General features: G+C 70.2%; 18 protein-coding genes, 1 tRNA gene and 1 pseudogene. 9 read left to right on the top strand and 11 right to left on the bottom strand.

The window, feature by feature from the left end; translation table 11 throughout:
- Nucleotides 1–8 precede the first annotated feature (8 nt).
- The 5 genes from GPZ80_RS29685 to GPZ80_RS29665 all read right to left on the bottom strand — a co-directional run bounded on the left by GPZ80_RS29685 (nucleotide 9) and on the right by GPZ80_RS29665 (nucleotide 5,788).
- Nucleotides 9–1,772, bottom strand: a complete 1,764-nt coding sequence (locus GPZ80_RS29685) for a VirB4 family type IV secretion system protein (protein ID WP_222720059.1) — start codon at nucleotides 1,770–1,772, stop codon at nucleotides 9–11.
- Between the two features lie 2 nt (nucleotides 1,773–1,774).
- A complete protein-coding gene (locus GPZ80_RS29680) occupies nucleotides 1,775–2,668 on the bottom strand; it encodes a PrgI family protein (RefSeq protein WP_187224419.1) in 894 nt (297 codons plus the stop codon).
- Between the two features lie 3 nt (nucleotides 2,669–2,671).
- Complete coding sequence (locus GPZ80_RS29675; RefSeq protein ID WP_187224418.1) at nucleotides 2,672–4,456, bottom strand: TrbL/VirB6 family protein; 1,785 nt, start codon at nucleotides 4,454–4,456, stop codon at nucleotides 2,672–2,674.
- A 17-nt stretch (nucleotides 4,457–4,473) separates the two neighbouring features.
- On the bottom strand, nucleotides 4,474–4,833 hold the full coding sequence (locus GPZ80_RS29670) for a pilin (RefSeq protein WP_246477616.1): 360 nt from the start codon (nucleotides 4,831–4,833) through the stop codon (nucleotides 4,474–4,476).
- A gap of 172 nt (nucleotides 4,834–5,005) precedes the next feature.
- Nucleotides 5,006–5,788, bottom strand: a complete 783-nt coding sequence (locus GPZ80_RS29665) for a hypothetical protein (RefSeq protein WP_187224417.1) — start codon at nucleotides 5,786–5,788, stop codon at nucleotides 5,006–5,008.
- A 285-nt stretch (nucleotides 5,789–6,073) separates the two neighbouring features.
- Here GPZ80_RS29665 and GPZ80_RS29660 point away from each other — a divergent pair, with 285 nt between their 5' ends.
- The gene (locus GPZ80_RS29660; protein ID WP_312880651.1) at nucleotides 6,074–7,138 is read left to right on the top strand and encodes a DNA-methyltransferase; all 1,065 of its coding nucleotides are present in this window, start codon (nucleotides 6,074–6,076) and stop codon (nucleotides 7,136–7,138) included.
- Nucleotides 7,138–8,508, top strand: a pseudogene (locus GPZ80_RS34145) (recombinase family protein); the annotation flags it as partial. The gene GPZ80_RS29660 and the pseudogene GPZ80_RS34145, both read left to right, overlap by 1 nt.
- A gap of 570 nt (nucleotides 8,509–9,078) precedes the next feature.
- On the opposite strand, the gene GPZ80_RS33520 reads toward GPZ80_RS34145, so the two are convergent.
- The 3 genes from GPZ80_RS33520 to GPZ80_RS29640 all read right to left on the bottom strand — a co-directional run bounded on the left by GPZ80_RS33520 (nucleotide 9,079) and on the right by GPZ80_RS29640 (nucleotide 10,955).
- Nucleotides 9,079–9,204: a hypothetical protein gene (locus GPZ80_RS33520; protein WP_281401522.1), complete on the bottom strand. Its 126-nt coding sequence runs from the start codon at nucleotides 9,202–9,204 to the stop codon at nucleotides 9,079–9,081.
- Nucleotides 9,205–9,390: 186 nt separating this feature from the next.
- A tRNA-Arg gene (locus GPZ80_RS29645) sits at nucleotides 9,391–9,462 on the bottom strand.
- A gap of 62 nt (nucleotides 9,463–9,524) precedes the next feature.
- Nucleotides 9,525–10,955 (bottom strand): lytic transglycosylase domain-containing protein, encoded by a 1,431-nt coding sequence (locus GPZ80_RS29640; RefSeq protein WP_187224415.1) that lies wholly within the window; start codon nucleotides 10,953–10,955, stop codon nucleotides 9,525–9,527.
- Between the two features lie 188 nt (nucleotides 10,956–11,143).
- Here GPZ80_RS29640 and GPZ80_RS29635 point away from each other — a divergent pair, with 188 nt between their 5' ends.
- A complete protein-coding gene (locus GPZ80_RS29635) occupies nucleotides 11,144–12,049 on the top strand; it encodes a cation diffusion facilitator family transporter (protein ID WP_187224414.1) in 906 nt (301 codons plus the stop codon).
- 87 nt (nucleotides 12,050–12,136) lie between these two features.
- On the opposite strand, the gene GPZ80_RS29630 is transcribed toward GPZ80_RS29635, so the two are convergent.
- From GPZ80_RS29630 to GPZ80_RS33095, 3 genes are all read right to left on the bottom strand, one after another.
- On the bottom strand, nucleotides 12,137–12,808 hold the full coding sequence (locus GPZ80_RS29630; RefSeq protein ID WP_312880650.1) for a DUF305 domain-containing protein: 672 nt from the start codon (nucleotides 12,806–12,808) through the stop codon (nucleotides 12,137–12,139).
- A complete protein-coding gene (locus GPZ80_RS29625) occupies nucleotides 12,805–13,629 on the bottom strand; it encodes a thioredoxin-like domain-containing protein (RefSeq protein ID WP_187224413.1) in 825 nt (274 codons plus the stop codon). Before GPZ80_RS29625 ends, GPZ80_RS29630 begins: the two co-directional genes overlap by 4 nt.
- Nucleotides 13,630–13,736: 107 nt before the next feature.
- Entirely contained in the window at nucleotides 13,737–14,432 is a 696-nt protein-coding gene (locus tag GPZ80_RS33095; RefSeq protein WP_187224412.1) for a thioredoxin-like domain-containing protein, read from the bottom strand.
- Between the two features lie 73 nt (nucleotides 14,433–14,505).
- Here GPZ80_RS33095 and argS point away from each other — a divergent pair, with 73 nt between their 5' ends.
- The 6 genes from argS (at nucleotide 14,506) to rho (ending at nucleotide 23,458) form a co-directional block, all read left to right on the top strand.
- Nucleotides 14,506–16,161 carry an arginine--tRNA ligase gene (gene argS / locus GPZ80_RS29615; protein ID WP_187224411.1) on the top strand — a complete coding sequence of 552 codons (1,656 nt, stop codon included), beginning with the start codon at nucleotides 14,506–14,508 and terminating at the stop codon, nucleotides 16,159–16,161.
- Nucleotides 16,162–16,168: 7 nt separating this feature from the next.
- Nucleotides 16,169–17,605 (top strand): diaminopimelate decarboxylase, encoded by a 1,437-nt coding sequence (gene lysA / locus GPZ80_RS29610; RefSeq protein ID WP_187224410.1) that lies wholly within the window; start codon nucleotides 16,169–16,171, stop codon nucleotides 17,603–17,605.
- Nucleotides 17,602–18,912: a homoserine dehydrogenase gene (locus tag GPZ80_RS29605; protein ID WP_187224409.1), complete on the top strand. Its 1,311-nt coding sequence runs from the start codon at nucleotides 17,602–17,604 to the stop codon at nucleotides 18,910–18,912. Before lysA ends, GPZ80_RS29605 begins: the two co-directional genes overlap by 4 nt.
- A 73-nt stretch (nucleotides 18,913–18,985) precedes the next feature.
- Nucleotides 18,986–20,056 carry a threonine synthase gene (gene thrC, locus GPZ80_RS29600; protein ID WP_187224408.1) on the top strand — a complete coding sequence of 357 codons (1,071 nt, stop codon included), beginning with the start codon at nucleotides 18,986–18,988 and terminating at the stop codon, nucleotides 20,054–20,056.
- On the top strand, nucleotides 20,053–20,925 hold the full coding sequence (gene thrB, locus GPZ80_RS29595) for a homoserine kinase (RefSeq protein ID WP_312880649.1): 873 nt from the start codon (nucleotides 20,053–20,055) through the stop codon (nucleotides 20,923–20,925). The genes thrC and thrB overlap by 4 nt, the downstream gene beginning before the upstream one ends.
- Nucleotides 20,926–21,361: 436 nt before the next feature.
- Nucleotides 21,362–23,458, top strand: coding sequence for a transcription termination factor Rho (gene rho / locus GPZ80_RS29590; RefSeq protein WP_187224407.1), 2,097 nt, complete (start codon nucleotides 21,362–21,364; stop codon nucleotides 23,456–23,458).
- Nucleotides 23,459–23,583: the final 125 nt, after the last annotated feature.

Below are 23,583 nucleotides of genomic sequence, written 5' to 3'. Positions count from 1 at the left end.
TCCTGGGTTCAGGAGTCGGTGAGGGCGGCGAGTTCGGCAGGGTCAGTCGTGGCCGCGGCGTGCTCGAACTCGCTGGCCAGTGCGGTGAAGGCCACACGTTGGGTGCCGGCGACCAGAAGCCCGTCTCCCCGAGCGGCGGCCAGAAGGTAGGCGCGTTCGCCGTCGGAGAGCCGGAACGCCTGCGTGACGGTGTCGATGGCTTGCGGCGCCTGGCGCAGCAGGATCTGGGTGGTGGCGTTGGACACGATGGCCAGACCGAGGTCGGAGCCGAGCACGTCGGCGGCGTCCTGAGTGACCACGGACAGTCCGGTCCAGTGTTTGCGGGCGCGTTTGGCGAGGGTGAACAGGAACTTCGCGCCTTCGGGGTCGCGCATCAGCAGCCACGCCTCATCCACGATCACCAACCGCCGCCGCTGCGTGCCGCTGTCGGTCACCTGCCGCCAGATCGCGTCCAGGCCGAGGAGAGTCCCGACGGGTTTGAGTTCGTCGGGGAGCTGTTTGAGCGAGATCACCGTGAAGTGCGACTCGGGCCGCACGGTTGTGGGATTGGTGAAGATGCCGCTGTGTGAACCGGACACGTACGGGGCGAGGCGGGCGGCAAGGTCGTGGCCTGCCGGGTCGGTGTCGGCGGTGAGCGTGGTGGCGAGGTCGCGCAGCAGCGGGGCCGGTCGACGCCAGGTTCGAGGGTCGCTGGTGATGCCTGCCGCGGCGTAGGTGGCGGTGATCGCGCGATCGAGCGCGGCGCGCGCCGCCGGGGAGATCGGCTCGCCAAGCATGACCCCGACCAGGGTGTGCAGGAACAGGGCGCGCCGGGTGAACGCGTCGGACTCGCCGCCGGTGTGGGGCAGGTCGAACGGGTTGAGATGCACGCCCGGCGCACCCAGGCGCAGGTACGCGCCGCCGACAGCCTCGGCGGGACGCCGGTACTCGTCCTCCGGGTCGATGATCGCCACGTCGACGCCGAGATAGAGCGAGCGCAGCGCTTCCAGCTTCGTCAGGTACGACTTGCCCGCGCCGGAGCGGGCGAGGACGACGCTGTTGTAGTTGTCCTGCGACCACCGGTCCCACACGACCAGCCCGCCGGAGGACGCGTTGAGCCCGTAGAGGATCCCGCGTGGCGCCGATGCCGACGCGGCCGAGTTGGGGAGGTCTGGGGAGGTGAACGGGTAGGCAGCGGACAATGCCGGGGTGTCGAACGCGCGGCGCATCCGCAGGCTGTCCACGCCCAGTGGCAGGGTGCTGGCCCAACCCTGCAGCGCCCGCAACGACGCGGGCTGGGTCTGCAGCAGCATCGACGAAGCCAGCGCGCGCACCAGGGCTGTTTCCTCGCGCAGCTCGTCCGGGGTGCTGGCGTACACGGTCAGGTAGAGACCGACCCGGAACAGGCGGATCTCGCCGCGGGCCAGCGCGGCGGCCATGTCGCGGGCGTCGGCGGTGGCCGCTTCCACCTCGAAGTCCTCCAACCGCCCTCGGGCCGCGCCGGCGCGGCGACCAGATTCCAGTCGGCCGAGCTGACGACGCAGCCGGTCCGCCGCGACCGCGGGCGGCAGCGGGTCGACGAAGCAGGCGACATCGACGCGTCCGGGGTAGCAGAGCAGGGGCTCCAGCCACCCGGCCCCGACCTCGGCCGGATACCCGGTGATGATCAACGTGGTGGCGTAGCCGCCACCCAGACACAGGTGCCGCGCCCCGACCTCGACCGAGTCGGGCCCCAGCCCTGGGCCGTCGTCGTATCGGGTAGACGCCCGGCGCGAGCGCAACCTCGTTCGCATGGTCAACTCCGGTACGGGTCGCAAGCGCCCCGAAGGACGTCAAGGGCGGCCGCGCCGTCCAGCGGCGAGAGCGTGATCTCCGCGGCACCCAGAGCGCGGGCGGCTTCCTCCGCACGGCGCAACAGTGTCCGCGCCGCCGCGTCGCGGTTGGGCACGGCGGGAGCACGCAGAACCAGGAACACGCTGCGGCACAACAAATCCCGCGATGCGCCCAGGCCGGCCAGGAAACGGGTGTGCTCGCGTGCGGCGTCCTCCAAAGCGGGGTGGGGCAGGCCGGGCGCCCGCGTTTCGATGTCGGCGATCAGCGCGGTGATGTCGAGACGGTCGACGCGCACCACGATCTGCACCGGCGCGGCGAGGCCGTTGAGCCAGCGCGCGAACACCGCGACCAGCGCGTTCTGCTCCGCAGGGGTGCGCAGACCGAAGTTCACCGTCGTCGCGGCGCAGATCAGTGCCGCACCGTCACGTCCCAGATCGATCACACCGGTCCCGGCGATGGCCTCGGCGGGCAACCGCAGCAGCGCGGGGATCGGCCCGGCGTCCGCGGCCACCCACGCCGGCGCGCCCACGATCGGCTCATCGTCGAAGGTAGGCACCAGGCGGCGCGGCGCACGCAGGTGACGCACAGCGTGCACGACGAGCCGGTCCAGGGTGAGACCGTCCCGGAGTCCCAGGATCAGCACGGCGGTCACCGCGACGACCGGAAGCGCGACGGCGAGAAACACCGGCAGCGGCACCATCGCGGCGGTGGCGGTGTACAACGCCCACAGCGCCGCTGCGACGCCTGCGGCGATCGCCAACTGGCGGGCGGTGAGGCCGAACGCGATCTTGTCCGGCTTCTCCACATCCGCGGGGACGCGGGCCGACATCGGGGGTTCGTCGTTGCGGAGGGACATCGCCTACTTCTCCTTCGGAGGAAGGGTGGACGGCGGCGGCGGCGAAGCGGTGACGCGCCGAGGTGCCCGTGGCTGGGGGGCTGGTACCGGCGGACTGGCTCGACGCCGGTGTCTCTGCGTCGACTGCGGAGAGGGCGGCGCAGCGGAGGTCGACGCGGTCGCGATCGTGGTCCTGGGCGCGGGAATTGCCTCTGCGGGGGCTTGGCTGCCTGGTGGCCGTGACCCTGTGGACGACGGTCGGGCTGACCGCTCAGCGGCGCCGGGCTGCGGACGCTTCGGCTTGCGAGGATCTGCTGGCGCTGCCGGCCGGGGCTGCTGGGCGGGGAACTGGAGTACGACAGCGTCACCTCCCGGCCTCTCGCGATGGTCGGTTGTCTGCGCGCGAGGCGGCAGGGTGCTCAGGGCGGTGCCACGTTGAGCCCGGCCGACGGTCTGGGCGCGGGTCGGACCGGACGGAATCGGGCGGGGCCCGCGTGGTGGCGCGCCACGCGGTGCGCCGCCACCGGGACCGGGTGGTCGGGTGCCTGGCGATGCGATCGCCGTGGGTCCGGGGTGGAGGTGTCCGCCGCGCAGCGCACCGATGGCTTTGCCGATCAGCGCGTACTTCGCGATCCGGACGAGGACGGAGCGCTGTCCACTGAAGACCTGGCGGAACACCCAGGTCGGAATGCGGATCATCACGTACATCAGCACGCAGGCGACCAGCAGGTCGACCAGCGGGCTGGAACCGCCTGCCCAGTCGCGGGGGTTGGCTTGCCCACTGGCGCCGAAGAACACCCTGACCGCAACTATCAGCGTCAACGCCTGGGCGAGTTGGATGGTGAAGCAGCCGATGATCGCCCGCCACCACAGCCTGGCCAGTCCATCGGTCTGCGGCAGCGCGTGCAATGCCAGCGCGAGAGGGGCGGCGACCACCAGCAGCACGGTCAACGCGAGCCGCACCACATACGTGGCCAAAAGGATCAACGCGAGCACGGCGGCGACCAAGCCGATCAGCAGCAGGAAGATGCCCGCTCCGAGCGGGTTGACCAGCATCGTGATCAGCAGCGCGGACACCCGGTCCGGGGTGATGTCCATTCCCAGCACGGCGCGCGACAGGGTGTTCGCAGCTGTGATGCCTTCTCCGACCAGGGACAGGCTCAGGTTGGCGGCGATGAACGCGACCACGATTCGGGGCAGGATGTCCCGCAGGGCGTACCGGGTCTGCAGGGTCTCGTGCGACAGGACGAGCACGCCGCCCGCGCTGACCAGTAGGACGAAGATGGTGTTCGCGATCAGGGCGACGGTGCCCCACATGTCGCGCACCCGCGGGTCGGCGGTCACGTTCGGGGTGGCCAGCACGGTGCGGCCGATCAGATCCAGCACCGGACGCAGTGCGGCGGTGACCAGATCCCGGAACCACCCGTTGATCGCTTTCGTGATCTGACCCGGGATGTCGTACCACGCCGGATCCTCGGGCTGTGATCCCGGAGCCGGTCCCGGGGCACCCGGCCCGGTCGTCGGCGGTGGTGGTTGCTGGCTGGTCGGGACGACCACAATCGGCGGCACCGCGGAGGCAGGCACCGAAGTAGGCGCTGCAGGTTGCGGTGATGTCGGCCGCGGCGAGAACGGCGGACCGGTCGGCTGACTCGACGATGGCGGTGGCTGCGCGTGAGCCACCGGGCTCGCCCCGCCGGAGGCGGTGAGCAACGCGAGAACGCTCACCAGGAACACGCCGGCCAGCACCGGCAGCGCCAGCGGGGGCAGCGGGGGCAGACGGTGATGGTCGGCGGGTGGTCGCAGGCTCATGACGGCATCCACCTCGGTCAGCCGACTAACGACCGCAAGATCGTGACCAGCAGCGGAGCCAGCACGGCGAGCGCGTACCCGATCAACGCGTTGCGCATCGCCCGTTTCGCTTGCTCCACTTGCCCCGGATCGCCGTCAGCCGCCAGATAGCGGATTCCGCCGATCGTGAGAAAAAGCGTCGCCAACCCCACCAGCAAACCGACCAACCACCAGCGCAGATTGCTGATCACCTGGTCCAGACTCGCCGGCGCGCCCGGCGCTGGTGGCGGTTGCGCGATCAGATCCTCCGCGCTGGCGTCATAGCCGGTGGACCCGAAAACGGCGGCAAGAATCAGCACCGCGACGACGCGGACGAGTATTGGCAAACGCATCTCCATCGCCCCATTTCCGGGCGGTCTATCGGTGGGGACAGCCATTCCGGGCCGCCCCAAGAAGCGGCTTAGGTGGAACGGACGGGTGTGGCAGTCGGGCGTTCCACCCGAGGTGCCGCGACACGGTATGGGCGGCCGTACCTTGGTGGTGGTGTGTTGCAGTTCCTCATAACCAGCGCTATCCGCGGAAACCGTTCATCGGCATTCCGACATCGCCGGCGAGAATCGCGGCGGCAAGTCGCCGCTCGGCCCGCTTGCGGCGCAGCCGCGCGGCGGTGTAGCTGATCCCCATCTGCCGGGCGACCTCGCCGAGTCGCACGTTCTCCAGCCGAGTGCGGCCGATCAGCTCGGCCTGCGCCCGGCTGATGACGTGCTTGCCGATCGCGTCGACGAGGACGAAATCCGGATGGCCCCACGGCGCGGGCGGGGCGGCGGACTCGACCAGGAACTCCAGCCCGGCGTGGATCTGCCCGGTGTAGTCCTCCTCCTGGGACCGCAGCGCGCGGCCGGCCTCGAAACCAGCCCGGATCAGCCGGTAGGCCAGATACGTCCAGGTCGGGTTCACGCGCAGTCGCAGCGCGTCCAGGAACCCGGCGAGGATCTCCGCGTCGAGATCGGCGGAGTCACCCCGGTAACCGGCGGCCAGGGTTCCGGCGATGTTGCGCAGGCCAGGCAGCGCCAACCCGACCGCCGCCAGCGTCCACACCTGACCGTCGCGGGCGCGGCTGCGGCTGATCAACTCCCGCCACACCGCGTCTTGCCCAGTGCGGCGCAACTGCCTGCGCACGATCAAGCCGCGCAACTCCATCATCGTGACGCGCCGCTGCGGAAGCTCCGGGCTCACCGTCCGCCCGTCGATCGCCAGCGCGTCGGGTCCTGCGCTCAACAACCTGAACGCCCCGTCGACCACATCCAACGGCGACGGGCCGAAGTGGTCTCTACCCCAGGTTTGGCTCGACATGGCAAGCCTCCTCTCGTTCGGAGACCGCCCATGAGCTCACCCAGCGTGGACAAACCACCGACACTCCACCGACACGCCGGTCATGAACCTGCAGCTAGAACGCGTGTCGGTGAGGTGTCGGTGGCGTGTAGATCATTTGTTGGTCGACTGTCAGTGACCGTCGCATGGACCACGCGAACCGAAAGCGACTCCTGCCCTGGTTATGAGTTGCCAAACGCCGAGATCCGCCCACAGCCCCTTCCACCGAAGGGCTCGGTAAGCCAACCTGACCGAAGGACACAACCTGTGACCGCAGCACGGCTCGACCACGACACCGCCACGCAGCCCGCCCGGCGTCAGCCCGTGCGGTGGCGCCTACACGTGGGTGACGCGCTCGAGGTCATGGCCGGCATGGCCGACGAGTCAGTCGACTCGATCGTCACGTCGCCGCCCTACTGGGGTCTGCGCGACTACGGCGTGCCCGGCCAGTACGGGCAGGAATCCAGTGTCCGCGACTACGTGAACCGGCTTCGCGGCGTGTTCACTCAAGCTCGCCGGGTCCTGGCCAGGGACGGGACACTGTGGCTCAACCTGGGCGACGTCTACGGCGGCTCCTGGCACAACTACGTCGCCCCGGGGTCCACCGCGACCACGGCAGCAGACCCGCGTCGCAGGTCTCGCGGAACCCACCTGCCGCCGCAGGCCGCCGAGCGGTACAAGAACCTGCTCGGCCTGCCATGGCAGGTCGCCTTCGCCCTGGTCGATGACGGCTGGACGTTGCGCAACGCCATCGTGTGGCACAAACCCAACGCCATGCCCGAAAGCGTCCGCGACCGGTTGTCCTGCCGCTACGAGATGCTCTTCCTCCTCGTGCGGAGTCGCCGGTACTGGTTCGACCTGGACCCCATCCGCGAGCCAGTAGCACTTCGTGAAGGAACGATTCTCGGCGGACCGAGCAAATCCCGACGCGGCGCACCCGCGGAAGCACGACGGTACGGACAACACCAGTTCGCGAAATACGACAACTGTGAAGCATTCGGTGATCACGAGCACGGATCGGCTATGAAACCCACCGGTGAACGACACTCCGCCAGCCATCCCCACGGCCGTAACCCCGGCGACGTGTGGTCAATTCCGACACGACCATACCGGGGAGCTCATTTCGCAGTCAGCCCCATCGACATACCGTTGCGCTGCATCGCCGCAGGATGCCGACCCGACGGAACCGTTTTGGACCCATTCAGCGGTGCCGGTACGACCGGCGTCGCCGCTCTATCCTTGGGTCGATCATTCATTGGCATCGATGTGAATCCCGAGTTCCACGAATTGGCCAGGTCACGGTTCGCCCCAGTGGCTGGCGATGACCGGTGATGTCGTGCTGGCCCGGACCGTCCCGTTCTCCGCCTTGGCCCCACCAGAAGGACGACAGGGCCCGGTGCGCCGCGACTTGCGACACGCCGACACTCGTGCCTGGCCGCGTCGCCCCGGCGGCGCGAGCATGGAGAAGGCGCTGCGATGAGCCGCGAGCGCGACGCGTTTCCCGAGCCCCTCCCGGATCCGCGGATGCAGTGGGAGATCCGTCGAGCGGAGGGAGCCGAAGCGCACCGACTCCGGCTCGAACAGGCCCGGGTGATCATGGAGGTGACGCGGTGGGTGGCCCAGCGGCGATCCGGGACTGGATCAGCAAGCGAGACCTGAACGGCGCTGCTGGCCCGTACCGACCTGGCTGGGCAGGATTCGACGCAGCCGCGACCGCGATCACGCCCGTGTTGTTCCCGGTGGCGTTCCTCGGCCGCACCTCGACCGACGACCAGCAAGACCCGGTCGGGTCGCTGCTGCGGCAGCTGCGTACCTCGCGGGCCGCGCTGCCCGAGGGCTGCGTGATCGTCGCGTACTTCTACGACGTCGAATCCGGCCGCACAGACCTCGACCAGCGTGGCCACGGCGACCGGCACGAGCGGCTGGCGATCCCCATCCCACGCGACGGCGGCATCCACGACCTGCTCGGCGAGGCGACCAGCCCCGACCGGCGGTTCCAGGCGGTGATCTGCGAACAGATCGACCGCATTGCCCGCCGCACCTACTACGGCACCCTGATCGAACATCAACTCCAAGCGACGAACGTGGCGTTGTGGGCAGCCGATGAACCCATCCGGCTCGACACCGACATGCTCATCGATCCCACGACCGTGCTGACCCGCAGGGTCAAACAAGGCATCGCCGAGTGGTACGCCCTGGACATGATCAAACGAGCCCGCGACGGCTTCGAGACCCACACCGACCAGGGCTACAACGTCGGCAAATCCTGCTACGGCTTCCGCGCGGTACAAGTCCGCCTCGACAAGCACGACCCAGACGCCCCCACATCATCGACTGGATCCGTCCGTAGGTCCCGATCAAACCACCGGGGCAAGGGTCGCGTCGGTCCACGGACGAAGACCGTCCTGGTCCCGGACCCCACCGAAGCGGCGGTGGTCCGCACCATCTACGAGTTGCGGATCACCGAACGACTCGGCTACGAAGCGATCGCGGTACGGCTGAACACTGATCTGGTCACCAACCCGCCGCCCACTCCGGTGGATCCGGAGCGGGCGGTCGGTCGCTGGACCGGCAGCAGTGTCCGCGAGGTCCTGACCCAGCCCAAGTACACCGGCTACATGGTGTGGAACCGACGCGCGATGAAGACCCGCAACGGCAGTCCGAACCCGATCGAGAAGTGGGTGTGGTCCAGCAACCCCACCCACGACAAGATCATTGACTTGGACACCTTCATCGCCGCCCAGCAGGTCGTCCGCCGCCGCGAGCGCTCGCGCACCCGGCCCGGGGCCAACCCGCACCCGGCGACCAAACGCACCTACCGGCTGCGCTCCTACCTGTTCTGCGAACTCTGCGGCCGCCGCATGTTCGGTAAGACCCGCCACGGAACCGCCTACTACGCCTGCGCACCCAAGCCCGGTCACGTTCCCGACGGGCACCCGGACAGTCTCTGGGTGCGCGAACCCGCACTCCTTGACGGCCTCAACGACTTCCTCAGCCACCACGTCTTCGGCCGATACCGGCACCACCTGCTCGCCTCCTCCCTGCGCGACCTCGACGCGCAGGCCGAGCAGACGCGGACAGACCGCGTGGCGGCGATCAAGAAGACCATCGTCGACCTCGACGCACGACGCCGACGCCTGACCCGAACACTCGAAGTCGCCGGTGGCGACGAGGACGAGCCTGACCATGAACTCATCCAGGACATCAAGAACCGCCGCGCCGAAATCGCGGCCGAACGCGCCGAGTTGACCGTCGAACTCGAAGCTCTCGGACTACAGGGCCACGACCAGCCGAACCCCGACCTGCTCCACCTGCTGCCCATCGGCAGCTGCGACCTCGACGCACTGCCGGACGAACTCGCCCGCAAGCTGTTCGAGGCGCTGCGCCTGGAGATCCACTACAACAAGACCGAAAACACGGCCCTGTGCCGAATCACGCTGAGCGGGGAGACCCTGCCAGCGCTTCAGCAGACCGCGAGCGCAGCAGGCGTGCTGATGGCCGTCGAGCAGCCGACCGCCACCCCAGAACACAACGGAACAGGAGAGGCGACACACGTGTCGCCTCTCCTGTTCCCATCTGCTGTGTGCCCCCGGCAGGATTCGAACCTGCGCTCCCGCCTCCGGAGGGCGGTGCTCTATCCCCTGAGCTACGGGGGCCCATCGCTCGCGCGACTTGGGAAGCCTAGCGCACGTGGGTTCGGGGGATGAACTTGGGCGGGCTACTTGTGCGGGGTTTTGGTGGGGCGGACGAGGTGGGCCGGGCGGGGGCGTTCCGCCTTTGTCGGCTCCGCGGCGGTGTTGGAGGGGGCGGTGGGGGCGGTTGTCGGTTCGCTGGAGCAGGTGGTGATCAGGTCCTCGACGATGCCAGGGAGGGGAGCCAGGAGGGCTTCGTGGTTCGGGGCTGATTGGGGGAGGTCAAGCGCCTCCCTGGGCGTAGGAAGCGCTGGCTCAGGGGTGTTCGCTGGGAGAGTCTCGTGGTCGGTGGATGGCGCCGGGGTGGGGAGGGCTTCGTTGTTCGTGGGTGGCGGGGTCGGGGCGACTTCGGGGTCCGAGGGTGGCGGGGTCGGGACAGGTTCGGGGTTTGTGGGCGGCGTAGGGGGCGGGGCTGGTTGCGTTGCGCAGTCTGTGGGTGGGGTTGGGGTTGGTTCGGGGGCGGGGATCGGCTCGGGGGTGGGCATGGGGGTCGGCGCGGGCTTTGGGGGTTCGATCGGTTCCGGGAGGGGGATGTCCGGGGGCGGGGGCGGGTCGAGCGGTGGGGCGAGGGGTGTGGGCTGCTCGACGGGGATCGGGAGGTGGTGGGCAGCACCCGCGAGAAGCTGTCCGGTCGGGCGGTAGGCGGCGGGAGGGGTGCGGGAACCGGGGGTGGACGAGGGCGGCCGCGGTGGGAGGGGCGTCGCGCCCTCCGAGTAGCGGTGCATCCACATCAGGACCGTCGACACGTATTCGGTCGAGTGGTTGTAGCGGTACACCGCCGCGCTGAGGTCGGTTGGGGTGGACAGGTTCATCCCGCCCGAGCACAGGTAGCGGCCCGCGGCCGCGGCGGCGTCGTGGATGTTGTGGGGGTTTGTGGCGCCGTCGGCGTTTCCGTCGGTTCGGTAGAAGGACCAGGTGGAGGGGATGAACTGCATCGGGCCCACCGCGCGGTCCCACACCCGGTCTCCGTCGAGGCTGCCGCCGTCGGTGTCGATGATCGTCGCCATGCCGGGGCCGCCGGTCAGGGCCGGGCCGAGGATCCGCGGCGACGTGTCGCCCACCGGGTCGGCCTGGCCGCCGCGGGCGTGCGCCGACTCGACGTGGCCGATGCCCGCGAGGTGATACCAGCGCAGCCCGCAGCCCCCGTGGGTTCTGGCCAGCAGCGCCTCCGCCGAGCGGTAGGCGGCGAGCAGGTTCGCCGGGATGCCTGTCCGGGTGAAGGTGGCCGGGACGACCTCGGGCGCCGACTGCTGCACCGGCGCGGCCTGGACGGGCGCCACGGGAGCGGGGACGGCGGCCGGGACGCGGACCGGGATCGGCTCCGGGACCAGCCGCCGGGGGACAGCCACCTCGGCGGGCGTGGACGCCTGGGCGGCCGCGCCCGCCAGGCAGAGGGTGATCAGGGCGAGCGCTGTGGTCGGACGGACTCGGTGGGGCCGAAGGGATCGAGAGCGCACGCACTGCCTCATTCCATGTGACGATCCGGTGTGTGTTACCCGCATCACCCGTCTACCAGTCCGCTGACCGGGGATCCCCTGGCCACGCGTGGGTACCCCTCGTTCGGGTGGCGAAGGGGGCCCGTCCGAGTGGCTTGTGCATTCATGCGCATGTGACAATATGACGGCGACGAAGAAGGGTTGGGGACATGGGGCAAGGGCACGGACACGGCACGGCGGCCAGCGCTTCGGGCCGGATGGCGGGCCGGTTGTGGATCGCCTTCGGCATCGCCGCGGCGATCATGGTGGTCGAGTTCGTCGTCGGGTTCGCGACCTCGTCGCTGGCCCTGGTGTCCGACGCCGCGCACATGTTGACCGATGTCGTCGGGGTCGGGCTCGCCCTGGCCGCGATCATGGCGGCGCGTCGGGCGAAGGCGAAGTCGCATCGGACCTTCGGGCTTTACCGGGCCGAGGTTCTGGCCGCGCTGGCCAACGCGGTGTTGCTCTTCGGGGTCGCGGGCTACGTCGTCTATGAGGCCGTGCAGCGCTTCGACAACCCGCCCGCCGTCCCCGGTGTGCCCGTCCTGCTGGCCGCGCTGGCCGGTCTGGCCGCCAACATCGTCTCGTTCCTGCTGCTGCGCGACGGCGCCAAGGACAGCCTCAACGTTCGCGGCGCCTACCTTGAGGTCCTCGCCGACCTCATCGGCTCCGTCGGCGTCCTGATCAGCGCGCTGGTGACCATCCTGTTCGGCTGGCGCTACGCCGACCCGATCGTCGGTGTCGCCATCGGCCTGTGGGTGCTGCCCCGGACGTGGAGCCTGGCCCGCCGGGCACTGCACATCCTGTTCCAGCACGCGCCCGAACGGGTCGACGTCGAGGAGCTGACCAAGCGGCTCTGCGCCGTCCCCGGCGTGGCCGAGGTGCACGACGTGCATGTCTGGACCCTCACCTCGGGCATGGAGGTCGCCTCCGCCCACCTGACGATCACCGCCGACGCCGACCAGGCCGAGGTGCTGCGCGCGGCGCAGAAGCTGCTTACCGCCGATTACGGCCTAGAGCACGCCACGCTTCAGGTGGAGTCGCCGAACGCGCGGTGCCAAGAACTGTCCTGGTAATTGAGATTCTCAACGACGATCACGTCGGTTGCCGAACGCGCGGTGCAAGGAACTGCCCTGGTAGGTCGTCCTGATTGTCCCTGATTGTCACAGTGGTTTCGCGCCGCGCTCGGCGAGCATCGACTCGAGCACCTTGATCTCGTTGGCCTGGCCCTTGAGGATCTTCTCCGACAGGTTGCGCACCTGCGACGTCGCCGCGTTCTCGCTGGCGTAGCGCGCCATGTCGAGGCCGCCCGCGTGGTGGCGCAGCATCAACTGCAGGAAGTACACGTCCAGCTCGCGGCCGGTGAGGGTGCGCAGCTTGGCGATCTCCTGGCTGGTGGCCATGCCGGGCATGGTCTTCACCCCGCCGGACGCCTCGGTGGTGTGGCCGTGGCTGCCGCCCGCCATCCAGGCCATGTACCCCGGCTCGGGCGCCTGTTCCGGCTGTCCCCAGATGTCGAGCCAGCCGCTCATCGCGCCGATCTGGCCGAGCTGGGTCTGCTCGATGTCGAACGCGAGGCTCTTCACCGACAGGTCCTGGGTGTGATCACGCGCCCAGTTGGCCATCGTGACCGCCTGCAGGTGGTGGACCTGCATGTCCTGCGCGAACCCGACGTCGACCGACTCGGCCGTCGGGGTGCTCGCCTGCCGCACCACCGACAGCGTGATCAGCATGCCGACCGCCGCGCCGACCAGCAGGACCGCCAAAGCGGCGCCGGAGAGCACGAAGATCTTGCGCTTCGTGCTCTCCGGCGTGCCTTCGTTGTTCTCGGTCACTGCGAGGCGGGCGGAGCCTGAGTCGCGGGCGCGGTCGGAGCGCCGGTCGGCGGGACCGGGGCCTGGCCCGACGGCTGCGCCTCGGTGCCTTTGCCGTCCATCGGAATGGCGTCCGGGCCGGGCGGCTCGGCGGCGAACGGCGGCGGCGAGGCCGGGTCGAACACGCCGGGGCCGAGCGGACCGCAGGCCGCGTTGGGCTCCGGGTTCTGGTACTTGTTGCGCTTGAGCGACTTGACGAACTGCTCGATCCGCGGGTCGTCAGCGCTGTCCAGCTTGAGCTGGTGGCCCCACGACTGCAGCGAGATCGGCCTGTCGAGACCGGGGTACGGCGAGAGCATCATGAACGGCTGACCCTCGACCCGGCCCTTGAGCTTGTCCAGGTCAGGACCCTGGATCTTGTCCGGGTTGTAGGCGATCCACACCGAGCCGTGCTCGAGGGAGTGGACCATGTTCTCGCTGCGCACGGCGGTCGGGTAGACGACGCCCTCGCAGGCGGCCCAGGCCTCGTCGTGCGGTCCGCCGAAGGGCGGGCTCTGGTCGTAGGCGACCCGCTGCGTGCCCTTGACGTGCTGGCCCGCCGGGTATTCCTTGCGCACGACACCGTCGATGTTGACCGACGGGTCTTTGTTCTCCTCGGACACGGTGAACTTCTTCGCCGCGGAGATCTGGGTATACGCGTAGCCGAAGATGCCGCCCGCCAGCAGGACGATGGCGACCACCGCGGCGATCGTGCCCCAGGGCGCGCCCTTCTTGGCGACGACGGACGCGCGTGCCGCTTTCACGCTGCCCTTGCTGCCTTTGTTCTTGGTGCCGCTGGCCATGCCGTCCTCGGACTTCTCGTCGACGGGGAGGTTCGACCCGGGTGGGGGCGAACCTGCACAGGGATGGTAGTGCGCGGACAGTCTAAGGAACCGATGTTCGGTCCCCGTCAGCCCCCGGTCACGGGCACCGCGTCGGGACCCGGCGGGGTCGGGTCGAACGGCGGCGGATCGTCCTGGTCGAAGTGGGGCGCGCCGAGCGCGTCGCAGGGCGCGCCTGGCTCGGGCGTGAGGTATTTGTTGCGCAGCGTGGCGGTGATGAACTGGCCGATGCGTTCGTCGTCGGCCGAGTCGACCTTGAGCTGCCTGCCCCAGGACTGCACGGAGACCGCCGTGTCCTGGCCGGGGTAGGGCGACATCAGCAGGTACGGCTTGCCGTCGACCAGCTTCGCCAGCGCGGCCACGTCGTCCTCGCCGAGATCGGGCGCGTAGCTGATCCAGACCGCCCCGTGCTCGAGCGAGTGCACGATCGACTCGGTGCGCACGGCCTTCGGGTAGACGACCCCCGTGCACGCCGCCCAGGCCTGGTCATGGGCGCCGCCGAACGGGGGCGCCTTGTCGTAGGCGACCCGCTTCGTCGGGTCGACGTGCAGGCCGGGCTCGTAGTCGACCGCGACGACGCCGTCGATCTTCTTCGTCGGGTCCTTGTTGCCCTCGGTCGGCACGTACTCCCGCGAGGCCGCCTTCTTGCTCGCGGGCGCCTTGGCGGTGGTGGTCCCGGCGGCGACAGGTTTGCCCTGTTCAGCCGTGGTGCAGCCGGTGACGACAAGACAGGCGACGGCCACGAGCGCGGCGATCCTCTTCACCCCCGGGAGTGTAGGGAACGGTCGGTCCGAGGCGGTGACGCCCTGTGAAAGCCCCCTACCTAGACTTGTGCAGGTGACTCCCGACGTTCTCGCTGACCTGGTCCGTTCCGCCGCCCTGTCGATCTTGGGCGAGCGCGGCCTCGACACCTCCGTCGTCCCGGCCGTCGTGACCGTCGAGCGACCCCGCAATCCCGAGCACGGCGACTACGCGACCAACCTCGCGCTGCAGGTCGCCAAGCGGGTCGGGCTGGCGCCGCGGGAGCTGGCCGACGCGCTGGCCGCGGCCCTCGCGGAGACGACCGGTGTGGCCTCCGCCGAGGTCGCCGGGCCCGGGTTCATCAACCTGCGCCTGGCCGCTGACGCGCAGGGGCAGATCGTGCGCGAGGTGCTCACCGCGGGCACGTCCTACGGCAACGGCGCCATGCTCGCCGGACGCAAGATCAACCTGGAGTTCGTCTCGGCGAACCCGACCGGCCCGATCCACCTCGGCGGCACCCGCTGGGCCGCCGTCGGCGACGCGCTGGGCCGGGTGCTGTCCGCGCAGGGCGGCGAGGTCACCCGCGAGTACTACTTCAACGACGCGGGCGCGCAGATCGACCGGTTCGTCCGGTCCCTGATCGCCGCCGCGCAGGGCGAGGCCGCCCCCGAGGACGGCTACGCGGGCGCCTACATCTCCGACATCGCCGCCGAGGTCATCAAGCAGGAGCCCGGCGCGCTGACCGACCCCGACAGCGAGGAGATCTTCCGCCGCGTCGGTGTCGGCCTGATGTTCGAGCAGATCAAGAAGGACCTGCACGACTTCGGCACCGACTTCGACGTCTACTTCCACGAGGACTCGCTGCACAAGTCCGGCGCGGTCGAGAAAGCCGTCACGGCGCTCAAGGAGTCCGGCGGCCTCTACCTCGAGGACGGCGCATGGTGGCTGCGGTCGAGCGAGTACGGCGACGACAAGGACCGGGTGGTCATCAAGAGCGACGGGCAGCCCGCCTACATCGCCGGTGACATCGCTTACTTCCAGGACAAGCGCGCCCGCGGCTTCGACCTGTGCATCTACATGCTCGGCGCGGACCACCACGGCTACATCGGCAGGCTCAAGGCCGCCGCCGCGGCGACCGGCGACGACCCGGCGACCGTCGAGGTCCTCATCGGCCAGATGGTCAACCTGGTCAGCGGCGGCAAGCCGGTGCGGATGAGCAAGCGCGCCGGAACCGTGATCACCATGGAGGACCTGGTGGAGGCCGTCGGCGTGGACGCCGCCCGCTACGCCATGATCCGCTCGTCCGCGAACTCCACATTGGACATCGACCTGGACCTGTGGAGCAAGAAGGACAGTGACAACCCGGTCTACTACGTCAAATACGCGCACGCGCGGCTGTGCAACATCAAGCGCAACGCCGGCGACCTGGGCATGGTCGTGTCCGGACCGGACGACGTCGATCTCGGCCTGCTCACCCACGACCGCGAGGGTGACGTGCTGCGCACCCTCGGCGAGTTCCCGCGCGTGCTGGCCACCGCCGCCGAACTGCGGGAGCCCCACCGTGCCGCGCGGTACCTCGAGGAACTCGCGGGCGCGCTGCACAAGTTCTACGAGAACTGCCGAGTGATCCCCCAGGGCGACGAGGACCCGCAGCCGGTGAACTTCGCCCGGCTGGCGCTGTGCGGCGCGGCCCGCCAGGTCATCGCCAACGGGTTGGGCGTCCTCGGTATCGAAGCACCGGAACGGATGTAGGCAAGCGATGAGGGCACACCCGGCAGGGCCGCGGCACGCGGAAGTGCTGCCGCCGAGCAACACCCAGAGCGAGCGGCCCACCACCGTCGACGCGCTCGACGACCTGTACCCGCCGGTCTGGCCGCGTAACGCCGAGCGCGGCGACGACGGCGCCATCCGGATCGCGGGCGTCGACGTGCGCGAGCTGGCCGAGACCTACGGGACGCCGCTGTTCGTGGTGGACGAGGCCGACTTCCGGGCCCGCTGCCAGGAGCACGCCGCCGCGTTCGGCGACCCGGCGCTGGTCCACTACGCCTCCAAGGCCTTCCTTTCGGTCGAGATCGCCCGCTGGGTCGCCCAGGAGGGCCTGAGCCTCGATGTCGCCAGCGGCGGCGAGCTGGCCGTGGCGCTGCGCGCGGACTTCCCGCCCGAGCGGATCACGTTGCACGGCAACAACAAGTCGATCGCCGAGCTGACCACCGCGCTGGAGGTCGGCGTCGGCGCGATCGTCGTCGACTCGTTCCACGAGATCGCCCGTCTCGACAAGCTCGCCCGCGACCGCGACATCGTCGCGCCGGTCCTGATCCGGGTCACCGTGGGCGTCGAGGCGCACACCCACGAGTTCATCGCCACCGCGCACGAGGACCAGAAGTTCGGCTTCTCGCTGGCGGGCGGCGCCGCGGCCGAGGCGGCCCGTCGGGTGATCAAGGCGGGCGGCCTGTCGCTGCTGGGTCTGCACAGCCACATCGGGTCGCAGATCTTCGACGCCGACGGCTTCGAGGTCGCCGCGCACCGGGTCATCGGCCTGCTGGCCGCGCTGCACAAGGAGCACGGGGCCGACGCCCTGGAGTCGCTGACGGTCGTCGACCTCGGCGGTGGGCTCGGCATCGCCTACACCGCCCAGGACGACCCGCCGCCGACGATGTGGCTGGCCGAGCAGCTGCGCTCCATCGTGAGCAAGGAGTGCGAGCAGGAGGGCCTGCCCGTGCCGCGTATCGCGGTCGAGCCCGGCCGCGCCATCGCCGGACCCGGCACCGTCACCCTCTACGAGGTCGGCACCACCAAGGACGTCTCGCTCGGCCACGGCACCGGCCGCCGCTACGTCAGCGTCGACGGCGGGATGAGCGACAACATCCGCACCGCGCTGTACGACGCGGTCTACGACACCCGCCTCGCGTCGCGCTCCAGCGGCGAGGGGGAGCGGGGCACCGAGGCCGTGCTGTCCCGAGTAGTGGGCAAACACTGTGAGTCCGGTGACGTTGTGGTGCGAGACTGCTGGCTACCGGAGAACCTTGCTCCCGGCGACCTGCTGGCGGTCGCCGCGACCGGCGCCTACTGCTACTCGATGGCGAGCAACTACAACCGGCTGCCGCGGCCCGCCGTGGTGGCCGTGCTCGACGGCGCCGCGCGGCTGCTGCTGCGCCGGGAAACCGACGACGACCTGCTGAGACTGGAGATGCCGTGACGAGCGAGCCCGCCAAGCCGATCAAGGTCGCGCTACTGGGCTGCGGCACGGTCGGCACCGAGATCGTCCGGCTGCTCACCGAGCAGGCGCCCGATCTCGCGTCGCGGATCGGGGCGCCGGTGGAGCTGGCCGGGATCGCCGTGCGCAGGCTGGGCAAGGCGCGGCCGGGGGTGCCCGCCGAGCTGCTGACGACCGACGCCGCCGAGCTGGTCACCCGGCCGGACGTGGACGTCGTCGTCGAGGTCATCGGCGGGATCGAGCCGACCCGCACCTGGCTGATCGAGGCCCTTCGCGCGGGCAAGTCGGTGGTCACCGCGAACAAGACGCTGTTGGCCGAACACGCGGGCGACCTGTTCGCCGAGTCCGACACCTTCGGCGGCGACCTCTACTTCGAGGCCGCTGTCGCGGGCGCGATTCCGCTGCTGCGCCCGCTGCGCGAGTCCCTCGCGGGCGACCGCATCACCCGGGTGATGGGCATCGTCAACGGCACCACCAACTTCATCCTCTCCGCGATGGACGAGACCGGCGCGGGCTACGCCGAGACGCTCGAAGAGGCCGCCCGGCTGGGCTACGCCGAGGCCGACCCGACCGCCGACGTCGACGGCTACGACGCCGCGTCGAAGGCCGCGATCCTCGCCTCGCTGTCGTTCCACACCCGGGTCACCGCGGGCGACGTCTACCGCGAGGGCATCTCCGCGGTCACGCCGGCGGATGTGTCGGCCGCGCGCGCCCTGGGCCGCACGATCAAGCTGCTGGCGATCTGCGAGCGGGTCGACACCCCCGACGGCGAGTCCGTCGCGGTGCGCGTGCACCCGGCGATGATCCCGCGCACCCACCCGCTGGCAGGCGTCAACGGCGCGTTCAACGCCGTGTTCGTCGAGGCCGAGGCGGCCGGACAGCTCATGTTCTACGGGCAGGGAGCCGGCGGTGCACCCACCGCCAGCGCCGTGTTGGGCGACCTTGTTGCGGTAGCCCGCAACCTCGTCGTCGGCGGGCGCGGACCGCGTGAGTCGGCCTACGCCGACCTGCCGGTGCGCCCGATCGCGCAGGCGTCGACCAGGTACCACATCAGCCTGGACGTCGCCGACCGCGCAGGCGTGCTGGCGGCCGTGGCCGCCGTGTTCGCCGAACACGAAGTGAGCATCTCGGCGGTGCGCCAGGAAGGCCGCGCGACGGACGCGAGCCTGGTGATCGTCACCCACTCCGCGCCCGACGCCGCCCTGCGGTCCACTGTGGACAAAATCGCCGGATTGCCGTTCGTGCACGACGTGGTCAGCGTGATGCGGGTCGAGGGCGAGGAATCGTGACCGTCGACCAGATCGCCGGGCTGCCCTTCGTGCGCCACATGCACAGCGTGATGCGGGTCGAAGGCGAGGAATCATGACCATCGGTGTGCTGCCCGGACATCCGGGCATCATCGCGGCCTATCCCAACAGAATCCCCGTCCCCGACGGCGCGAAGGTGATCACTCTCGGCGAGGGCAACACCCCGTTGCTGCCCGCGCCGCACCTCTCGGAGCTGACCGGGTGCACGGTGTACCTCAAGGTCGAGGGCGCCAACCCGACCGGCTCGTTCAAGGACCGCGGCATGACCGTGGCCATGACCCACGCGCTGGCCAACGGCCTCGAAGCGGTGATCTGCGCGTCCACCGGCAACACCTCGGCCTCGGCCGCCGCGTACGCCACCCGCGCGGGCCTGACCTGCGCGGTCCTGGTGCCCCGCGGCAAGATCGCGCTCGGCAAGATGGCCCAAGCCGTCGTGCACGGCGCGCGCATCCTGCAGATCGACGGCAACTTCGACGACTGCCTGGAACTGGCCCAGAAGACCGCCGCCGAGTTCCCGGTCGGCCTGGTCAACTCGGTCAACCCGGTGCGGCTGATCGGCCAGAAGAGCGCCGCGTGGGAGATCTGCGACGTGCTCGGCCGCGCGCCCGACATCCACTGCCTGCCCGTCGGCAACGCGGGCAACATCACCGCGTACTGGCGTGGCTACGGCGAATACGCCGCCGACGGCGTCGTCGAGGGCACGCCGAAGATGTTCGGCTTCCAGGCCGCGGGCTCGGCGCCGCTGGTGCGCGGCGAGCCGGTGTCCAATCCGGACACCATCGCCACCGCGATCCGCGTCGGCAACCCGGCCTCGTGGGCGGGCGCGGTCGCCGCGCGCGACGAGTCCGGGGGGCTGTTCGACGCCGCAACCGACGAGCAAATCCTTGCGGCGTACCGGCTTCTGGCCACCCGCGAGGGTGTCTTCGTCGAGCCGTCGTCGGCCACGAGCGTCGCCGGGTTGCTGATCACGCACGCCGACGGGCGGCTGCCCGCGGGCTCGGTCGTGGTCTGCACCGTCACCGGACACGGCCTCAAGGACCCCGACACCGCGCTGTCGAGCATGCCCGCGGTCGAGGCCATCCCGGTCGACGCCTCGGCGGTGGCCACCGCGTTGGACCTGAGGTGAGCGTCCGGGTTCGGGTGCCCGCCTCGACGGCCAACCTCGGATCGGGCTTCGACGCGCTCGGCATGGCGCTCGCGCTGCACGACGTCATCGACGTGCGGGAGACCGAGTCCGGGCTGGCGGTCACGGTCAGCGGCGAGGGCGCCGAGGACGTGGCCCGTGACGAGTCCAACCTTGTGGTGCGCGCGTTCCGGGCCGCCTGCGAGCGGATCGGGTTCGCGCCCGCCGGGCTCGCTTTGCACTGCGCCAACGTGATTCCCCACGCCCGCGGCCTCGGTTCGTCGGCCGCGGCGATCGTCGGGGGCATCGCGGGAGCGTACGGTCTGGCCGGACGCCCGCTCGACGACGAGGCGCTGCAACTCGCCGCGCAGTTCGAGGGACACGCCGACAACGTCGCGGCGAGCCTGCTGGGCGGCCTCGTCGTCGCCTGGTGCGACGAGGACCGCTTCGGCGCGGCGCGGGTCGAGCCGCACGCCGACCTCCAGCCGATCGCGATCATCCCGGCCGAGTCGTCGGCCACCCACGTCACCCGCGGCCTGCTGCCGGACAAGGTCTCGCACGCCGACGCCGCGTTCGCCGCGGGCCGCAGCGCGCTGGCCGTGCACGCCATCAGCACCCGGCCGGACCTGCTGCTGCCCGCGCTCGCGGACAAGTTGCACCAGGACTACCGGGAAAGCGCCTGGCCGTCGACCATTCGGGTGGTTCGCGAGCTGCGCGCCCAGGGTGTCGCGGCGGCGGTGTCCGGCGCGGGTCCGACGGTGCTGGCGCTGACCACCGACGGAGCCCTGCCGCGGGCGGTCGACGTCAGCGCGTTCACCGTGCTCCCCGTCGCGGTGGACCGAACGGGTGTCCAGATCAGTCCACTCGGCTGAACAGGGAACAAACTTCGTGATCAGCCTGTTGCATATGGACAGGTGGTCGTGATTCAGATCACCCGCGATCCGAGGCGTCGCCACGCGACGCGCTGTGGGCCGGTTGTTGCACCTTCAGTGACGGCCGTCTACCCTCGGGGACGTTCAGTCACCGCGCGCACGGGCGCCCGGTGTCGTTCCCGGGATTCTTTCCGGGTCGCATCATCTGCCGAGTAGTCGGCTCAGTCCTTAATCAGGTCCGAGCCGAGGCTCGGAGGTACCCGACGACCGTGGTGACCAGATGCTCCCTGTTGGCGACAAAGTCGCTCGGCTGGCCCGAATCGTGGCCAGGTTGGCGACAAAAGCCCAGCAGTGGAGAGATACGCCGTCTCGCATTCCGACGGACGGCGGTCCGCTGGTCCACGTAGGAGGCGGGGACCGGTCAGGAAGGACTTGTGTGAGCAATACCGAACTTTTGAGCGGCGAGACAGCCACCGACACCGCGTCCGCGGACAAGAACGGCGCTCCCAAGCGCCGTGCCGGGCTGTCCGGCATGGTCCTCGCCGAACTGCGCACGCTCGCGGGTGAGCTGGGAATCTCCGGCACCACGGGCATGCGCAAGGGCGACCTGATCGCTGCCATCAAGGAGCGTCAGGGTGGTGGCCCGGGCGGGGCCGCCGCGCGGACGCCCCGAACCGGCACCGACGCCGCGCCCGCGCAGACCCCGGCCAAGACTGAGCGGCCCAAGGCCACCCAGCCCGCCGAGGTCCGGCCCACCGCGGGAGCCGAGGGTGCCGACAAGCCCGCCGAGGCGCCGCAGGAGACCGCGCGCGCCGAGGGTGGCCGCGAGAACCGGCGCCGTCGCGGCGCCAGCCGTCCCGCGGGCAGCCCCGAGGCGGGGGAGCAGGCTTCGGTCGCCACCACCGAGCGCCCGGCCCGTGAGGACCGGCCCGCTCGCGAGGAGCGTCCCACTCGTGAGGACCGCGCGGCCCGTGAGGACCGTCCGGCCCGCGACGACCGCCAGCAGGGCGAGCGTCCGGACCGGCAGCAGGGTGAGCGTCAGCAGGGTGAGCGTCAGCAGGGCGAGCGTCAGCAGGGCGAGCGTCCGGCCCGTGAGGACCGCCAGCAGGGCGACCGCCAGGACCGCCAGCGCGGCGACCGTGGTGACCGTGGTGACCGTGGTGACCGCGGCGAGCGTGGTGGCCAGCGCGGCGACCGCGACCGCAACCGTGGCCGCGACCAGGGTGGCCGTGACCAGGGCCGTCAGCAGGACCGCCAGCAGGACCGCGACAACGGCCCGGACGACGACGAGGACGGCACCGACCGTCGTGGCCGTCGCTTCCGCGACCGTCGCCGCCGCGGCGGCCGAGTCGACGGTGTGGGCGGCCAGAACGACACGGAGGTCCGCGAGGACGACGTGTTGCTGCCCGTGGCGGGTGTGCTCGACGTGCTGGAGAACTACGCGTTCGTCCGCACCTCCGGCTACCTGTCCGGCCCGAACGACGTCTACGTGTCGCTCTCGCTGGTCCGCAAGTACAACCTGCGGCGCGGCGACGCCATCACCGGCCTGGTCCGCCAGCCGCGTGACGGCGAGCAGCAGCGGCAGAAGTTCAACCCGCTGGTGCGGGTGGAGACGATCAACGGCTTGGAGCCGGACGCGGCCAAGGTCCGCCCGGAGTTCACCAAGCTGACGCCGCTCTACCCGAACGAGCGTCTTCGTCTCGAGACCGAGCCGCACATCCTGACGACGCGTGTCATCGACCTGGTGATGCCCGTCGGCAAGGGGCAGCGCGCGCTCATCGTCTCGCCGCCGAAGGCGGGTAAGACCTCGGTGCTGCAGGCGATCGCCAACGCGATCACCACGAACAACCCCGAGGTCTACCTCATGGTCGTGCTCGTCGACGAGCGCCCCGAAGAGGTCACCGACATGCAGCGCTCGGTCAAGGGTGAGGTCATCGCCTCCACCTTCGACCGGCCGCCGTCAGACCACACCACGGTCGCGGAGCTGTCCATCGAGCGCGCCAAGCGCCTGGTGGAGATGGGCCACGACGTGGTCGTGCTCCTGGACTCGATCACCCGTCTGGGTCGCGCCTACAACCTGGCGGCCCCGGCGTCCGGCCGAATCCTCTCCGGTGGTGTCGACTCGACGGCGCTGTTCCCGCCGAAGCGCTTCCTCGGCGCCGCGCGCAACATCGAAGGTGGCGGCTCGCTCACCATCTTCGCCACCGCGCTGGTCGAGACCGGCTCCGCCGGTGACACGGTGATCTTCGAGGAGTTCAAGGGCACCGGCAACGCCGAGCTCAAGCTCGACCGCAAGATCGCCGACAAGCGCACCTTCCCGGCTGTCGACATCGACCAGTCGGGTACGCGTAAGGACGAGCTCCTGCTGCCGCCGGACGAGCACGCGGTCATGGTCAAGCTCCGCCGAGTGCTCCACGCGCTCGACAACCAGGCGGGCATCGAGCTGCTGCTCGACCGCCTGCGCAAGACCCGCACCAACATCGAGTTCCTGATGCAGGTGGCGAAGACGACCCCGTCAAGCAACGACGACTAGTCGCAAGCTGCAAGGAAGAAGCCCTCGCCTCGCGGCGGGGGCTTCTTCATCTGCAGAAGGCGCGAGCCACGATCGGGTGGTCGTGGCTTCACCTGCGGGAATCGGCCGGTTTGAGCGGTAAGATC

This window comes from Actinokineospora xionganensis (genome assembly GCF_014323725.1).
In the GTDB taxonomy this organism is placed as follows: Bacteria; Actinomycetota; Actinomycetes; order Mycobacteriales; family Pseudonocardiaceae; genus Actinokineospora; species Actinokineospora xionganensis.
The sequence above is the reverse complement of the archived record's forward strand: the minus strand, read 5'-3'. Positions and strand labels throughout refer to the sequence as shown.

Excerpts from the sequence above, each read along its gene's own strand:
- GPZ80_RS29685 (WP_222720059.1), bottom strand. The coding sequence starts at position 1,772 with ATGCGAACGAGGTTGCGCTCGCGCCGGGCGTCTACCCGATACGACGAC.
- GPZ80_RS29680 (WP_187224419.1), bottom strand. The coding sequence starts at position 2,668 with ATGTCCCTCCGCAACGACGAACCCCCGATGTCGGCCCGCGTCCCCGCG.
- GPZ80_RS29675 (WP_187224418.1), bottom strand. The coding sequence starts at position 4,456 with ATGAGCCTGCGACCACCCGCCGACCATCACCGTCTGCCCCCGCTGCCC.
- GPZ80_RS29670 (WP_246477616.1), bottom strand. The coding sequence starts at position 4,833 with ATGGAGATGCGTTTGCCAATACTCGTCCGCGTCGTCGCGGTGCTGATT.
- GPZ80_RS29665 (WP_187224417.1), bottom strand. The coding sequence starts at position 5,788 with ATGTCGAGCCAAACCTGGGGTAGAGACCACTTCGGCCCGTCGCCGTTG.
- GPZ80_RS29635 (WP_187224414.1), top strand. The coding sequence starts at position 11,144 with ATGGGGCAAGGGCACGGACACGGCACGGCGGCCAGCGCTTCGGGCCGG.
- GPZ80_RS29625 (WP_187224413.1), bottom strand. The coding sequence starts at position 13,629 with ATGGCCAGCGGCACCAAGAACAAAGGCAGCAAGGGCAGCGTGAAAGCG.
- lysA (WP_187224410.1), top strand. The coding sequence starts at position 16,169 with ATGAGGGCACACCCGGCAGGGCCGCGGCACGCGGAAGTGCTGCCGCCG.
- thrC (WP_187224408.1), top strand. The coding sequence starts at position 18,986 with ATGACCATCGGTGTGCTGCCCGGACATCCGGGCATCATCGCGGCCTAT.